The sequence below is a fragment of the Campylobacter sp. RM12642 genome (assembly GCF_020137635.1).
GTDB lineage: Bacteria > Campylobacterota > Campylobacteria > Campylobacterales > Campylobacteraceae > Campylobacter_E.
In genome coordinates this window covers 1-14,998 of record NZ_JACGAT010000032.1, presented here as the reverse complement: position 1 = coordinate 14,998, position 14,998 = coordinate 1, and the positions used below count along the sequence as shown (strand labels likewise).

General features: G+C 26.6%; 14 protein-coding genes and 1 tRNA gene. 11 read left to right on the top strand and 4 right to left on the bottom strand.

Features of this window, described 5'->3' with window-relative positions; all coding sequences use genetic code 11:
* Nucleotides 1-83: 83 nt before the first annotated feature.
* From AVBRAN12642_RS08770 to AVBRAN12642_RS08745, 6 genes are all read left to right on the top strand, one after another.
* Nucleotides 84-671: a response regulator transcription factor gene (locus AVBRAN12642_RS08770; RefSeq protein ID WP_336608238.1), complete on the top strand. Its 588-nt coding sequence runs from the start codon at nucleotides 84-86 to the stop codon at nucleotides 669-671.
* Nucleotides 623-757, top strand: coding sequence for a helix-turn-helix domain-containing protein (locus AVBRAN12642_RS08765; RefSeq protein ID WP_336608237.1), 135 nt, complete (start codon nucleotides 623-625; stop codon nucleotides 755-757). Before AVBRAN12642_RS08770 ends, AVBRAN12642_RS08765 begins: the two co-directional genes overlap by 49 nt.
* Nucleotides 758-797: 40 nt before the next feature.
* On the top strand, nucleotides 798-1,805 hold the full coding sequence (locus AVBRAN12642_RS08760; protein WP_336608236.1) for a sensor histidine kinase: 1,008 nt from the start codon (nucleotides 798-800) through the stop codon (nucleotides 1,803-1,805).
* A 75-nt stretch (nucleotides 1,806-1,880) separates the two neighbouring features.
* The gene (locus tag AVBRAN12642_RS08755; RefSeq protein ID WP_336608235.1) at nucleotides 1,881-5,996 is read left to right on the top strand and encodes a hypothetical protein; all 4,116 of its coding nucleotides are present in this window, start codon (nucleotides 1,881-1,883) and stop codon (nucleotides 5,994-5,996) included.
* A 162-nt stretch (nucleotides 5,997-6,158) separates the two neighbouring features.
* Nucleotides 6,159-7,430, top strand: a complete 1,272-nt coding sequence (locus AVBRAN12642_RS08750) for a hemolysin family protein (RefSeq protein WP_214118732.1) — start codon at nucleotides 6,159-6,161, stop codon at nucleotides 7,428-7,430.
* Nucleotides 7,427-8,353: an exopolyphosphatase gene (locus tag AVBRAN12642_RS08745; RefSeq protein ID WP_214118727.1), complete on the top strand. Its 927-nt coding sequence runs from the start codon at nucleotides 7,427-7,429 to the stop codon at nucleotides 8,351-8,353. The genes AVBRAN12642_RS08750 and AVBRAN12642_RS08745 overlap by 4 nt, the downstream gene beginning before the upstream one ends.
* Nucleotides 8,354-8,465: 112 nt before the next feature.
* Here the strand turns inward: AVBRAN12642_RS08745 and AVBRAN12642_RS08740 are convergent.
* Nucleotides 8,466-8,542: transfer RNA gene (locus tag AVBRAN12642_RS08740), tRNA-Met, on the bottom strand.
* 215 nt (nucleotides 8,543-8,757) lie between these two features.
* Here AVBRAN12642_RS08740 and AVBRAN12642_RS08735 point away from each other — a divergent pair.
* A complete protein-coding gene (locus AVBRAN12642_RS08735; protein WP_214118724.1) occupies nucleotides 8,758-9,072 on the top strand; it encodes an HU family DNA-binding protein in 315 nt (104 codons plus the stop codon).
* A gap of 31 nt (nucleotides 9,073-9,103) precedes the next feature.
* Here the strand turns inward: AVBRAN12642_RS08735 and AVBRAN12642_RS08730 are convergent, their stop codons facing one another.
* Genes AVBRAN12642_RS08730 through msrP form a run of 3 tightly spaced genes read right to left on the bottom strand, consistent with a single transcriptional unit; the run spans nucleotide 9,104 to nucleotide 11,110 of the window.
* Entirely contained in the window at nucleotides 9,104-9,778 is a 675-nt protein-coding gene (locus AVBRAN12642_RS08730) for an MqnA/MqnD/SBP family protein (RefSeq protein WP_214150241.1), read from the bottom strand.
* On the bottom strand, nucleotides 9,759-10,244 hold the full coding sequence (locus AVBRAN12642_RS08725; RefSeq protein WP_336608234.1) for a hypothetical protein: 486 nt from the start codon (nucleotides 10,242-10,244) through the stop codon (nucleotides 9,759-9,761). The genes AVBRAN12642_RS08730 and AVBRAN12642_RS08725 overlap by 20 nt, the downstream gene beginning before the upstream one ends.
* Nucleotides 10,244-11,110 (bottom strand): protein-methionine-sulfoxide reductase catalytic subunit MsrP, encoded by an 867-nt coding sequence (msrP, locus tag AVBRAN12642_RS08720; RefSeq protein ID WP_214118719.1) that lies wholly within the window; start codon nucleotides 11,108-11,110, stop codon nucleotides 10,244-10,246. The genes AVBRAN12642_RS08725 and msrP overlap by 1 nt, the downstream gene beginning before the upstream one ends.
* Before the next feature lie 99 nt (nucleotides 11,111-11,209).
* Between msrP and AVBRAN12642_RS08715 the strand changes: the two genes are divergently transcribed.
* The 4 genes from AVBRAN12642_RS08715 (at nucleotide 11,210) to AVBRAN12642_RS08700 (ending at nucleotide 14,405) form a co-directional block, all read left to right on the top strand.
* A complete protein-coding gene (locus AVBRAN12642_RS08715) occupies nucleotides 11,210-12,127 on the top strand; it encodes a branched-chain-amino-acid transaminase (RefSeq protein WP_214118718.1) in 918 nt (305 codons plus the stop codon).
* A 173-nt stretch (nucleotides 12,128-12,300) separates the two neighbouring features.
* Nucleotides 12,301-13,362, top strand: a complete 1,062-nt coding sequence (locus AVBRAN12642_RS08710; protein ID WP_214118716.1) for an SPFH domain-containing protein — start codon at nucleotides 12,301-12,303, stop codon at nucleotides 13,360-13,362.
* The gene (locus tag AVBRAN12642_RS08705; RefSeq protein WP_214120301.1) at nucleotides 13,362-13,877 is read left to right on the top strand and encodes a DUF2393 family protein; all 516 of its coding nucleotides are present in this window, start codon (nucleotides 13,362-13,364) and stop codon (nucleotides 13,875-13,877) included. Before AVBRAN12642_RS08710 ends, AVBRAN12642_RS08705 begins: the two co-directional genes overlap by 1 nt.
* A 9-nt stretch (nucleotides 13,878-13,886) precedes the next feature.
* Nucleotides 13,887-14,405: a DUF2393 family protein gene (locus AVBRAN12642_RS08700; protein ID WP_214118712.1), complete on the top strand. Its 519-nt coding sequence runs from the start codon at nucleotides 13,887-13,889 to the stop codon at nucleotides 14,403-14,405.
* Nucleotides 14,406-14,998 lie beyond the last annotated feature (593 nt).

Genomic DNA, 14,998 nt, shown 5'->3' with positions numbered 1-14,998 from the left:
TGATTGAAATATCCTAATTTAGACACTTTTTAGCTAAAAATAATATTAAAAAACTAAAATAAACATTTTTTAAGGAAGTAATTATGAATATTTTATTGCTTGAAGATGATTATTTATATGCTACTAGTATTTGTGAATATTTGCAAGATTTAGGATTTAGTGTTGATGTTTTTAGTGATGGCGACTTAGCCTGTAAAACTATCGCAAATAAATTTTATCATCTTTATATACTTGATATAAAAGTAATAAATACTAATGGCTTTGATGTATTAAGTTATATAAAAAGCTTAAATATTACTAACCCTATTATGATGATGACTTCAAGAACTGATATAGCAAGTATTAAAAAAGGATATGAGCTAGGCTGCAATGAATACCTTAAAAAACCTTTTGAACTAGATGAATTAAAATATAGAATTAAAGAATTATTAAAACAATTTTTTAACACTCAAAGTAATGATACAATCACAATTTCAGGCGAGTTTGTATATGATTATATTTCTAAAAGTCTTAGCAAAAATAAAACTCTAATAGAGCTTACTAGTAAAGAAATCACATTGATTGAATATTTGTTAAGCAATAAATCAAGTTATGTAAATGTAAGCAGTATTTATGAATATGTATGGGGGGGGCAAATGAAGAATTTGAAACCAATGGCTCAAGCGATGTAAGAGTATATGTAAAAAGAATTAGAGCAAAAACTTGCGATGATTTTATAATATCATCTAGAGGACTTGGCTATAAAATCAATGTCTAAGCAAACAATACTATTAACCCTTATAGCTTTAGTCATATCAATGTTAGCTATAAATATATTGAAATTAAGTGTAGCTAATGATAAAAACTCTACGCTATTAGAACTAGCAAGTTATATAAATAAGGATTTAAATAACTTACAAGATATAAAAATATGTATTTTCAATAATGAAGAAATTTTAAAATGCGAACTTGATATAAACTATATAAAAGATGATTTTTTATATAAAACTCATAATTCTTTGCTTTATTACAAATTCCAAAAACAAATAAACAATACAACATACAATGTGGTGCTATCAAAACCTTGCGTTTATAACAAAAGCATAATCAATGCTGCTATAGTGTTTGGTGGGGGAACTTTTATATTATTTGTTTTAATTTACTTAGTTTATAAAAACAATATCAAAAGTTTAATTTGGTATAAAAACACTATGAATACATTTTTTTATGATGCAATGCACGAGTTAAAAACGCCATTGGGTATAGCCTTATTAAATGCTGATATGTTAGAAAGTAATAAATATCAAAAAAGAATTAAAGCAGCACTAAATCAGATGAAAACAACATATGATGATGTAGGATTTTATATAGAAAATCCAAATGCTAAATACCCACTAAAAAATATTAATTTTTCTAATTTTTTAAAAACAAGAATTGATTTTTTTAATAGTATTGCTAGTATGAAAAGTGTGGAATTTCATTTAGAAATCACTAATGATTTATATGTATTAATCAGCGAAGTAGAGTTACTAAGAATTGTAGATAATAATATTTCAAATGCAATTAAATATACAAAAGTTAATTCTAAAATTACAATATCTTTAAACCAATCAAATGAAAAAATAATTTTTATAATACAAGATGAAGGAATTGGCATAAAAGATACAAAAAGAATTTGGCATAGATATGCTAGAGAAGATTTAGCTAAAGGTGGATTTGGCTTAGGTCTTAATATAGTAAGAAATATTTGCAAAAAATACGATATTGTATATGAAGCATTTAATTATGAAAAAGGAGCTATTTTTAAATACTCTTTTAAATCATAATTTTTTAATTTAATCTTAATTTAAAAACTAAAAAATATAATTAATTAACTTAAAATCTTAACTAAAAGGTGCATAATGAAAAAAGTCCTCATATCACTACTCGTAATATCTAATCTTTATTCTTATGAATATACAAATAAAGTTCATCCTTTCGGAATGTATTTTGGAACTCAAAACCATAAACAACATACAGATATAGATTTAGCTGATTGCGTTATAAATAATACAAGAAATAATGATAAAGGCAGAAGCGCTTGTTTTCAACTTTATCAAATCTTTAACATAGATGATCATTTTAATAGAACTGATGCTGAAGACGAGCAAAGAATTATTGTAAATTGGGGATTTAATTGGGATTATGCTTGGGCTAAACTAGATTATCAAAATAGCATTGTAAAAAAATTTGGCTCTTTTAAAGGCAATCAATCATCTCATCATACCGATTCAAGAAGATTTAGAGAAAATGTATTTTGCGTAAATTACGAAGATAATGCAGCGGGAACTAATTATAATCCTAATAATTACGATGATTTTATTTCTCATCAAAACTCAAAACCTAAAAAGCTAGATAGTGTAAAAAATACTGAAATTACTTTTCCAATGAAATCTTATTTTTATGATGAATCGTATATTCAAGATGTATTTAAAGAATTTGAAGTTAATACAACAGGCAAAATCATACTTTTAGCAAGTAGCAATAATGATTCAATTTTTAGCTATTTTTTAAGCGAACAATTACTAAATAATGAAAAAAACTCAAATGCTTATAGATTTGCAAATACCTATCTAGGCTATCAGCACGGCTCAAGCACAACTTCTGATAGCGAAAACGCATACAATGATTTTGTAAGATTTATGAAAAGCAAAGGTTGTAGATTAAATCCTGACCAAGGATTTGCTAGCGGAATACCTTTAACGCTAGATGAGAACGAAGTAGGTGCGACCTTAACTGATAATGCTTATTATACAAATGATGAATGCGCTAAATATTCAGAACAATTTTTCTTAAAAAATAATGCCTTGTATTCTCCTAAAGAATTTTTAAAAGGTAATGCTAAATGGGGATTTTTAAATAATCAATATTTCGCACAAAATAAATCAGGACTAAGCAAATGCTACACATTTAATATGGAATATTACGATGGATATTATTTTTCTAGCAATGGATATTACAATGAAAAAAGTCAGTGGAAATCAAACGAACATAAAACCTATGATATAAAAGCTTTAAGGCTTAGGAATTTCGTTTATAACAACAATCAATCACTTGCAAATGCTAAGTATATCCAAAGATTTTCTCCTTACATAGATACAACACAAGAAAGAAGTATTTATAGTATTCATAAAACTAGAGATGGAGCAATAGGCGAAAAAGCAATATATAAAGAAATCAAAAATTCAAAAGATTGTATAATCAAAGTTGGACCTGGATTATTTGATATACGAAAAGAATGTAAGAATTCAAAATACAAACAAAACAGCATAAGAGAAAGAGCTGGAATTATGCCTAAAGATATAGGTAATCAAGAAAATATAAGCACAAAAATCTTTAGCCTACATTTAAGACCAACTTCATTAAAAGAAGAATATAAATACTATAAAGATAATATGAAAAAATACACAGCAAGTCCAGGGGATTTATACGCTCATTTAAAAAATCCAAAATATTTTACATCTACAGATATTGTAAATTGGGGTAAAAATTATGGAGATGGTAAATTCCCTGCTGATACAATTGTAGGCATTTATAAAAATAAGCCTGAAATTAATGCTAATTTTAAATTCTTATTCTATCCTGACGCAAATAGCACTAAATTTAGTTTAATTTCAAAAGATTTAAATCCAGCAGGCAGTGCAAAAGTAGGAGATAAAACATATCCTATATTTAATAAAATTCCTGAAGTTCATATAACTCCATTTTATAATGGTCAAAACTTAGAAAAAAGATATGATTATACAAAGACTAAAGATGGAAATTATATAAAATGTTGTGATAAAGATTTAAGCAAATATTATGTAGATTTAAGAGTTCAAATTAGCACTTTAGCAAAAAATGGAAATGATTACAATATTGTATCAAGACAACCAAGTGTAATTTATTATGAACTAGATTTAGATTACGCTAATTCAGAAAACTTAGAATACTTCATAAGAGAACTTAGCTTTAAATTAAAAGAACCATCGTTAATAGAAATTACAACAGAAAGAATTTACGATAACGATAAAAGACCTATGTTTGAAGTAGATAGTAAAAATATTATAAAAGGTGTTAGTGATACTGCAGCATTTATTTTAACAGATGAAGAAATAGTGCAAAAACAACACTATTTTGGAAGTATTTGGAAAATACTAAATAGAAAACCTAGTCTAGGAGAAGATTTAAGACCTAGTATTAAAGATTTAAATGATAAAAAAGCAAAAATAGCTAATGATACATATACAAGAATGGTTGGAGATAATGTATATATAGGTTTTGTTCATGCAGCTGATAAAACTAGAATTAGTTTCTTTTCTAATACTGCAAGTGTAAATCACGATGATGGAAGAGCTACTAAGGTTTTAATATACGATAAAGATGATTTTAGAGTAAATCCTGATAATCAAATGATGGGAGATTTTATAATTGAATTTATCAATATAACTCCAGGTCGCCACGATATTTGCTATACTCAAAAAGATATGCAAGGTAAATTATTAACCCCTACTCCAATATGCAAAAACTTTATGGTAAGACCAGCTGAAATAAAAATAAATAATTTTGTTACTAAAGCAGGAGAAGGATTAAAAAAACCTTTACCAACTACTCTTAAAGCAAGTGTATTAGATACTCAAGATAGAAAATTAAGTATTAATTCAAATATAGGAATTAAAGAAGCTAAATTAAAAGTTACAAATAGCAAAGGTAGTTTTTATACATTTGATTTAGAAACAAGTGCTTATAACAAAATTAGTCAACTAAATCCTATTAATTTTAAACGCAATAATAAAGATTATAGTTTTGATATGGTAGTTGCTTATCCTTTTGCTGGAAGTGGAATTATTGAGTTTAAAGACAATGATTTTGTAGGAAGTGATATTACTAATAAAAAATGTGAAAATACTGGATTTTCAAATACAATCAACGCTAATGGAAAAATATCTTGCCATATATTAATTAAGCCTATTAATGCTGATTTTACTAGCTCATCTACTACGAATTTAAATAATATAAAAACATCTGATGGTTTATCTGATGCTGTTTTATTTTCTGATGAAGTTGTAGGACAAAGCGAAGCTGATTTGGGTAAATGTTCTGGTATAAATTGTGATTTTACACATTCACTAAATATACCTGTAAATATAGAAAATAAAGGCTCAAGTTCTGCTAATAGTTTAGAATATGTATATAAGTATTTTCCTAGCGATATTGATATAGATTTTGATTTAAATTTCTTAGATAATAACGATACTCAAGCTAGTAGTAGATATAGAATTTATACAAATAAATTAAGTATTAAAAATATGAATATCACAAATCAAAAAATCAAAATGACTTTAAGTGCTAGCAATACTACACTAAATGCAATTTTTGATTCAAAAATGCAAAATTTAGATAACGAAGTCAATAAAAATTTAAATACTCTAAGTAGCGTTGCTAAAAAATACGAAGCAAGTCCTGATGATTTAGAATTTATTACAAAAATAGGCTATACAAAATTCCAAAAAACAAATGACTTAGCACCTAGTAAAGACATTTTAAATAAGCCTGATGTAAATGAATTTAATCTTGATACTACAAGTAGCATAACAATAGATAAAGGAACTCCTGTTAATTTTACAAAAAATTATCCATTTATTTTTGCTTATGCAATGTATAAAGATACTAAAGCAGATGCGGGTAAAAAATATAAAAAATTATTACCGAGTGATTTAAAATTAAAATATATAAATACAACTGGTAAAATTAGCGAATTATACACAAGCACAACTACTAGCGGGCATTATTATCTAAAACCAATTGCTGATATTATTAATAATATTTCTTTTACAAGTGATTATAATTCTAATATCAAAAAACTTACAGATGGAAGTATTGAACTTGAATTATCAAGTGATAAAAAAACTAATGAATATATAAAAGATTTAATTAGAATGCACTCAAATAGCGAAATTAGTGCAAAAGAAAGCTTTAGCGTAGAATACACTAAATAATTTTTTAGGAATTTAAAATAAATCAAATTATTTTAAATTCCTTTTAATTTTTAATATAAAAATGCCTTTTTATAATTCTTACTATTTTTTAAGTTTGTATGTTTATAATTTTAGCTTTATTTTTTACAAGGAGATTTTTTGGACCCCAGTTATACGGCATTAATGCTGTTTTTAGCATTGTTTTGTGTTTTTTTAAATGGATTTTTTGTATTATCTGAGTTTAGTATTGTCAAGATTAGAAAAAGTAAGTTAGAAGAATTTGTAAATCAAAAAAGAGCTAATTCAAAACTAGCTTTAGAAATGTATAAAAATTTAGATACTTATTTATCAGCTACTCAATTAGGTATTACTTTAAGTTCTTTGGCTCTTGGTTGGTTAGGAGAAAGTTCTGTCGCTGTTTTATTAAATAAAATTCTATCAAGCTTTGATGTAAATCCTATAGCAATACATAGTATTTCTGTTGCTATTTCTTTTATATTAATTACACTACTTCATGTAGTTTTAGGAGAAATTGTTCCAAAAAGTATAGCAATTGCAAAAACTGAAAGCATAGTTTTATGGATAGCAAGACCACTTTATTTATTTAGAATAATTTTTGCACCTTTCATAGTTACATTTGATTTCTTATCTTTATCTATATTAAAAATATTAAGAATAAAAACAAACGAGCACGCAGCTCACTCTGAAGAAGAAATTAAATTCATAGCAAGCGAAAGTCAAAAAAGTGGCGTTTTAGATGAATTTGAAACCGAACTTATACAAAATGCTGTTGATTTTAGTGATATTGTAGCAAAAGAAATAATGACTCCTAGAAGAGATATGATTTGCTTGAATAAAGTTAATTCATACGAAGAAAATATAAAAATAGTTCATGATTATAAACACACTAGATTTCCTTTTATAGATGCTAGTAAAGACAATGTTTTAGGTATGATTCATATTAGAGATTTATTAGATAATCAAAATAAAGATTTAAATGAATGTGTAAGAAAAGTTCTATTTGTCCCAGAAAATATTAGTATTTCAAAGGTTCTTGTTCAAATGAATAAAGAGCAAATTCATACAGCCATAGTAATTGATGAATATGGTGGAACAGCTGGGCTTTTAACTATGGAAGACATTATTGAAGAACTTGTTGGAGATATAAACGATGAGCATGATAAAAAAGAACAAGATTTCAGAAAAATTAACGATAATGTTTATATAGTAAATGGAAGACTAGATATTGAAAGTGTTGAAGAAATTCTAGATATTAAATATGATGATGAATTAGAAGAACTTACAATTGGTGGTTATGTCTTTAATCGTTTAGGACATGTTCCAAGTGAAAAAGAAAGATGTGAAGATGAGCATTGTTATTATGAAATAAAACAAATGCAATCAAATAGTATAAAATACTTAAAAATAATCAAAAAAACAAAGGAAAAACTATGAATAAATATAGATTAATTACTAGAAGTGATATGGATGGACTTGTATGTGCTGTTTTGCTTAAACATATGGATTTAATAAGTGATATTAAATTCGTTCATCCAAAAGATATGCAAGATGGAACAATAGAAATTACAAATAATGATATTGTTACAAACTTACCATATTGTCCTAATGCTTATTTAGTGTTTGACCATCACGAAAGCGAAAGTATTAGAAACGGAAAAGCAGATAATCATATAATTATTCCAGATGCACCAAGTGCTGCTAGAGTTGTTTATGATTATTATGAAAAACAAGGCGTAAAATTTCCTGAAGAATGGCACGATATGATGGTAGCTGTTGATAAAGCAGATAGCGCTCAATTTTTAATGGAAGATGTGCTTGAGCCTAAAGGTTGGGAATTCTTAAGCTTTTTAATGGATAGTAGAACTGGACTTGGTAGATTTCACGATTTTAGGATAAGCAATTATAACCTTATGATGGATTTAATTGATTATTGTAAAAATCATAAAATTGATGATATTATGAAATTACCTGATGTAGTAGAAAGAAGCGATTTATACATTAAATATGAAAAAGAGTTTAAAGAACAACTAAAAAGATGCTCTAAAGTTTATAAAAACCTTGTTGTTTTAGATTTAAGCAAAGAAGAAATCATTTATCCAGGTAATCGCTTTATGATTTATGCACTTTATCCTGAATGCAATATATCAATTCATAAAATCTTAGGATTTAGAGGTCAAAATATGGTTTATGCGACAGGTAAAAGTATATTTAATAGAACTAGCAAAACAAACATAGGTGAGCTAATGTTAAAATACGGCGGTGGCGGACACGAAGCTGCTGGGACTTGTCAAGTTGCTCACGAAAATGCAGATATTGTATTAAATGAATTAATTGCTAAAATTAACGCTGATGGTTAATCTTTCTTGCTCGTTTTAAATTCTTATATTTAAAACGAGTTTTCTAATAAAAATCAAAAAAATATAAAAACTATAAAAAATAAAATTGGAAAAATTATTTGAAGCTATGAAATGGTGCTTAGGGGGAGACTCGAACTCCCGACCTCCGGCTTATGAGACCAGCGCTCTAGCCAGCTGAGCTACCTAAGCGTGAATAAAAAAAGCAAATTATATATATTTTTGCTTAAAATTTTATAAAATTAAAAATATTTCTAATAAATTGCGTATTAAACTTGCCAACTATGCTATTTAAAAACTAATTTTGCTATATTTTTACACAAATACTAATATTTTTTTTGTTTTTTAGCTAAATATTGTTTTTTTATTGTAAAATAGGGCTTTTAATCAATATTAAGGAGTTTTAGATGACTAAAGCAGATTTTATTTCATTAGTTGCTGAAAAAGCAGAAATTACTAAAAAAGATGCTACAACTGCAGTAAATGCTGTATTTGAAGCACTAGCTGAGTCTTTAGAAAAAGGCGAATCAATTCCATTTAATGGTTTTGGAACTTTCTCAACAACTGATAGAGCAGAAAGAACAGCAAGAGTTCCAAGCACAGGTAAAGAAATTAAAGTTCCAGCAACTAAAGTTGTTAAATTCAAAGTTAGCAGCGTGTTAAAAGAAAAAGTTGCTGCAACAGCTTGCAAAACTGGTAAATGTGGTAAGAAAAAGAAATAATTACCCAATTTAGTGGCGTTTTTAAATGCCACTAAATATATATTTTTTTAGTATAAATACTCAACGCTTTTAATTCTTTTTTCCCAATTTTATAATAAATATATTTTAGGTAGTTTTTAATATCATCATTACTAATTTTTCTTGTATTTGAATAATAATCTAAAATATAATTAGGTATTTTTATTCTTTGATTTGCAGTTAGATTTTTTCTTATAAAAGGTTTTAAAATTCTTTTTGCACTATTATGATTTTTAATACTTGAAAACCTTGCAAACATAAAAGGCAATTTAGTTAATTCATACCATTTTTCACACATATCAATGTATTTTTCTTTATTATTTACATATTCTTTTAGTGCCTTATCTCCAATAATTACTTTACCATTTAATTTTAAAACCTTAGCTAAAGCATTTGAAGTGGCTGATTCTTTATCATTTTGTGCATTTGAGTTCTTTTCAACTAATACACTTAATACCTTTTTGTTAGCGCAAATTCCTATATTTAAATTCTTATATTTTGACCTTTTACTTTCAATACTAGAAATAATTGCGCAATCTAATCTTTTTTCTTTCAATGCTTTATTTAATTTTGCAGGAACATCTTTTTTATACTCTATGCTTTTTTTTACATAGCTTGGTAATTTTGAGCTTTTTAAATAAAAATGCAGTGGTAATAAATTAATATAATCAATCTTTCCGAATATCATTTTTACTCCTAAATAAAAATAAAAATGCCACTAATATAACTAAATAATGCAATGTTTCAGGAATTTTCACACTTAAAGAATAATGAAATGCCGCTAGTAAAAACACAAAATTAGAATAATTTAAATACTTTTTATAAAACATTAAAATCATAAAAATAAATGCAATTAATCCTAAAAGATTTCTTATTGCAATAGTATTTGTAAATAATATTTTTATATTAAATTGATTATCTACTATAACAAAATTTAAAAAATGCAATATTGCAAAAAATCCAGCTAATTTACCAAAAAACTTTATAAAAACTAAGAATTTATTAGGTAAAGAAATACTTAAAAATAAAGATATTAAAGCAAGTTGCCCACTTGCTTTATAAATATCTTTTACATAATCATATCCTAATAAAACAGATGATATAAAATACCCAAAAGACGCTAAAACTAAAAGAATTTTAATTGCAATAATCATTAAAAATTCTTTCTTAAATCTAAATCTTTATATAAATATCCAACTTCTTCTTCATAACCATTAAATAATTGAGTATCTTCTTTAAAAAAGCTACCTAAAACCCTATGCGATGCTTGAGACCATCTAGGATGAGGGACATTTGGATTAACATTTGCATAAAAGCCGTATTCATTCGGATTGTATTTTTCCCAAGAGCTAACAGGTTGCTCTTTAGTAAATTCAATTTTAGCAATTGATTTAATATATTTAAAACCATATTTCCAAGGAACAACCAAGCGAATTGGAGCTCCATTTTGAGCTTTTAATTTTTCTTTATAAAGTCCTGTTGCAAGTAATGTTAGCGGGTGCATTGCTTCATCTAATCTTAATCCTTCTACATAAGGATAATCCAATACTCCATTAAATCTTTGATCAGGAAAAATATCAGGGTCATATAAACTTGTAAATTTAACAAATTTTGCTTCACTTGTTGGCTTTGCAAGATTAATCAATTCTCTTAATTCAAATCCTTGCCAAGGTAAATTCATACTCCAAGCTTCTACGCAGCGTAATTTATAAACCCTTTCAACAATTTTAAAAGCTGATAAATCAGTTAAGGTCATTGGGTTTTCACACAAACCACCTATCTCAATTGAAATAGCTTTATCATTTAAGCTTGATTTGCTAGCTAATCTTACACATTCGCTTTTATTCGTGCTAAACTCATAAAAATTAACATAATTATAAGCATATTCACTATCACTTGGAACTAAATCAAGATTAGTTTTTGCTAATTCTTCAGCTATTGCTTGGCTTGAAACTATAGTTCCTGCACCTAACTTTAAAAAATTTCTTCTATTTAAATAATAATTTTTATCTGTTACCATTTTTTCTCCTTATTAATTTTTAATTCTAGGTAAAAAAAATAAATACTTATTATGAAAAATCTGTTAAACTTCGCAAAAATTTAATTTAAAGGAAAAAGTATGGCAATTAAAGCTGATTACATCTGGATGGATGGACAAATTATTAACTTTGCTGATGCAAAAGTTCATTTTTTAACTCACTCATTACATTATGCTAACGCAGTATTTGAAGGAACAAGAGCGTATAAAACAGAAAATGGTATGGCTATTTTTAGATTGCAAGATCACACTAAGAGATTATTAGAAAGTGCAAAAATCACTGCAATTACTCCACCATTTTCGCAAAAAGAATTAGAAGATGCTCAAATTGAGTTATTAAGACGCAATAATTTTAATTCAAATACATATATTCGCCCTTTAATTTTCTTAGGCGATGGTATTATGGGAATTTATCATGCAAAAGCTCCTGTTAGAGTAGGTATTGCAGCTTGGGAATGGGGTGCTTATTTAGGAGAAGATGGACTTAATAAAGGTATTAAAGTATGTTGTTCATCATTAATGAGAAATAGCACAAAAGCAAATTTCAATAAAGCAAAAGCAAGTGCAAACTATCTAAACTCAATGATGGCTAAATATGAAGCTATTAATTCAGGTTTTGAAGAAGCTTTAATGTGTGATGAAGAAGGATTTATAGCAGAAGGCACAGGCGAGTGCTTTTTCATGGTTAAAAATGGCGTATTAATCACTCCACCAAATGATTATGCTCTAAAATCAATCACTCAAGATTCTGTTTTAAAAATTGCAAAAGATTTAGGTATTAGTGTAGAAAGAAGAAGAATTAGTAGAGATGAAGTTTATGTTTGTGATGAAGCATTCTTTACAGGAACAGCAGCTGAAATTACTCCTATTAATTCACTAGATCATAGAGTAATAGGAAATGGGGCTCGTGGAGAAATTACTAAAAAAATCCAAGATGCTTTCTTTGATATAGTATATGGAAGAAATGAAAAATACGCTTCTTGGCTAACTTATATTTAATTTTTTAGAGCGAATTATCGCTCTAAACTTTATAATATATAGAATCTAAAATAAGAATTTGATTTTAACTTTTAATTTTATTAACAATAAGACTATCTTTTATAAAATCTTTTTTCTAATTATAAACTTATACAATGTAAAATGCTTTCTTTATCAATTAACAAGGAGTATAAATGCCAGCAGATTTGAATGATTATTTCAATAAAAACAAAAAAAATGACAATAAAAAAACAGATTTTAATATTGATTTTAATTTTAAAGGTTTTGGTAAATTTAATGGCGTAATAATTGCAGCTGTTGTTATATTTTTAATAGTAGTAATAGCTAAGCCATTTGTAGTTGTAAATTCAGGACAAGTAGGTATTAGATCAACTACTGGTAAGTATGATCCAATAGCCCTTCAACCTGGTTTTCACTTTATAATCCCGTATTTTCAAAAAGTTTTAATTGTAGATACTAAAGTAAGACAAATAAATTATGCTAGCGTTGAAGGTGCGAGTGAAAGAACTTATGGTAGAGAAAGCATAATCAATAAAGAATCAATCACGGTTGTTGATGCTAGAAACTTACCTGTATCAGTAGATATAACAGTGCAATATCGCTTAGATGCAAGTAATGCACCTCAAACTATAGCTCAATGGGGGCTTGATTGGGAAAATAAAATTATAGACCCTGTTATTTTAGAAGTTGTAAGAAGTGTGGTTGGAAAATATACAGCTGAAGAATTACCTATAAAGCGTAATGAAATCGCTGCTTCAATTGAACTTGAATCAAGAAAAAGCATAGACGCTCAAGATAATAAACCTGTATTACTTGAGAGTGTAAAACTTCGTGGGATAATACTACCAACAAATGTTAAAGAGCAAATTGAAAAAGTTCAAATAGCTAAACAAGAAGCAGAAAGAACAAAATATGAAGTTGAGCGTGCAAATCAAGAAGCACTTAAAAAAGCTGCACTTGCAGAAGGTATAGCAAAAGCTGCGATTATTGAAGCACAAGGTAAAGCAGATGCACAAAAAATAGAAGCAGATGCACAAGCTTATGCGAATAGAGAAATCGCAAAAAGTATAAGTAAAGAATTATTAGAATTAAAGCAAATTGAAACCCAAAAAGAATTTAACGAAGCTTTAAAGGTTAATAATGATGCTAAGATTTTCTTAACACCTGGCGGAGCTGTGCCTAATATTTGGCTAGATAATGCAAGCACAAAAAAGACAACCAGCCTTAATAATTAATGCAAAAATTATTAGATACTATTCATTTTTATCTAGCGAATTTCTATGCCCAAGATTTAATTCTTCTTGGGCTTTGTTTTTTATTTTTTATAGTAATTTTAATTCTTGCGATTTTTTTAAGAAAATTTCCAACTTTCTCAATATTTTTAATCATAGTAGGTATTGTTTTAGAATTTGTATTGTTTTTTATTGGAGAAAACTATATAAATGCTACATATCGTCCAGCAGAACTTGAAATAATCAAAAATGATAAATTAATTTTCAGCGATAATATATATTTAGATTTTAAATTACATAACAAATCTCAAAGAGATTTTAAAATATGCAAAATTAAATTCAATATAAAAAAAATCAGCAAAAATAACTTAGAACTAATCAAAAATACCTTAAAACCATTAAAAACAACAGAAATTATTTTAAAAGATATTCCAAAAAATTCATACGAAAAATCTTATTTATTAATACCTAGTAATGTTAAAAAATATACAATTGATACTTTAATTACTTGTTTTTAGGAGATATTTATGTATTTATCGCAATTTCATATCTTTGTAATATTTGCAGCTTTTGTAGTTTATATATTTTCACAATTTTTAATTATTTATTTTTTTAAAGAAAAAAACAAACTTTATACCTTTTCTTTTACACTCATAATTTTTGTATTGATTTTTGGATATTCAACTCTTCTTACCATAGATAGCTTTTTAAAAAGTGTAGAATTAAGAAATCAAAAAGACTATAAATCAGCAAATGAAGTAGTAATTAGTGGTCAAATATATAATAATGGAAAAGTTCCTGTAAAAACCTGTGAATTAAATATAGGAATAATAAACCTTGGTATCAAAAAAGTAGATGGAAGTATATTTGATTTAAGCAAAGGCTTTGACCCATTAAAACTTAATAAAATTCGCAATTTTTACTCTCACGATTTTAAAATAGAAGGGATTATCAATGAAAACGCATCAAAAAGCTTTAAAGTAAGTGTCCCTTATCCAAAACATTTTGAAGATTATAAATTAAGATATATTTTAAATTGCAAGTAATTTCTTGTGATTTAATATTCTTTTATTATCTTAACTAGCGTTAATAATACTTGCCGCGAATATAAAATAAATATTTTTGATTCTAAATTTAAAAATAAAATATTAGATTTAAATTCTTTTAAAATATTTGTGAAATTAAATAAATAATTTATATTTTTTAACTTGTAAATTCATTAATTTTTAACTTTTTTTGTTTTATCAAATAACTAATTTTATAAGCAATCCCCTAAATCGGGGCAATATTCTCTAACGCAAAGCATTTTAATATAAGCGAAAAAACGCTTTATTAGTTTCAATCCCCTAAAGCGGGGCAATATTCTCTAACTAGTGAATTAAAGAATAATGGTAACAATTGGCAATAGTTTCAATCCCCTAAATCGGGGCAATGTTCTCTAACCCACTGAATGTACTTTAAGAGATAACCTAGTTTAGTTTCAATCCCCTAAATCGGGGCAATATTCTCTAACTATGAGTTTGCAATGGAGAACGGATTAGAGTTTACTATGTTTCAATCCCCTAAATCGGGGCAATATTCTCTAACTTGGAGTAGTTGTAGGAACAATTTGTGGTAAAATTGTTTCAATCCCCTAAAT

Coding starts and splice junctions, on each gene's coding strand:
- AVBRAN12642_RS08755 (WP_336608235.1), top strand. CDS start 1,881: ATGAAAAAAGTCCTCATATCACTACTCGTAATATCTAATCTTTATTCT.
- msrP (WP_214118719.1), bottom strand. CDS start 11,110: ATGGTAACAGATAAAAATTATTATTTAAATAGAAGAAATTTTTTAAAG.
- AVBRAN12642_RS08715 (WP_214118718.1), top strand. CDS start 11,210: ATGGCAATTAAAGCTGATTACATCTGGATGGATGGACAAATTATTAAC.
- AVBRAN12642_RS08725 (WP_336608234.1), bottom strand. CDS start 10,244: ATGATTATTGCAATTAAAATTCTTTTAGTTTTAGCGTCTTTTGGGTAT.
- AVBRAN12642_RS08750 (WP_214118732.1), top strand. CDS start 6,159: ATGCTGTTTTTAGCATTGTTTTGTGTTTTTTTAAATGGATTTTTTGTA.
- AVBRAN12642_RS08700 (WP_214118712.1), top strand. CDS start 13,887: ATGTATTTATCGCAATTTCATATCTTTGTAATATTTGCAGCTTTTGTA.
- AVBRAN12642_RS08730 (WP_214150241.1), bottom strand. CDS start 9,778: ATGATATTCGGAAAGATTGATTATATTAATTTATTACCACTGCATTTT.
- AVBRAN12642_RS08745 (WP_214118727.1), top strand. CDS start 7,427: ATGAATAAATATAGATTAATTACTAGAAGTGATATGGATGGACTTGTA.
- AVBRAN12642_RS08770 (WP_336608238.1), top strand. CDS start 84: ATGAATATTTTATTGCTTGAAGATGATTATTTATATGCTACTAGTATT.
- AVBRAN12642_RS08705 (WP_214120301.1), top strand. CDS start 13,362: ATGCAAAAATTATTAGATACTATTCATTTTTATCTAGCGAATTTCTAT.
- AVBRAN12642_RS08765 (WP_336608237.1), top strand. CDS start 623: ATGGGGGGGGCAAATGAAGAATTTGAAACCAATGGCTCAAGCGATGTA.
- AVBRAN12642_RS08735 (WP_214118724.1), top strand. CDS start 8,758: ATGACTAAAGCAGATTTTATTTCATTAGTTGCTGAAAAAGCAGAAATT.
- AVBRAN12642_RS08710 (WP_214118716.1), top strand. CDS start 12,301: ATGCCAGCAGATTTGAATGATTATTTCAATAAAAACAAAAAAAATGAC.
- AVBRAN12642_RS08760 (WP_336608236.1), top strand. CDS start 798: ATGTTAGCTATAAATATATTGAAATTAAGTGTAGCTAATGATAAAAAC.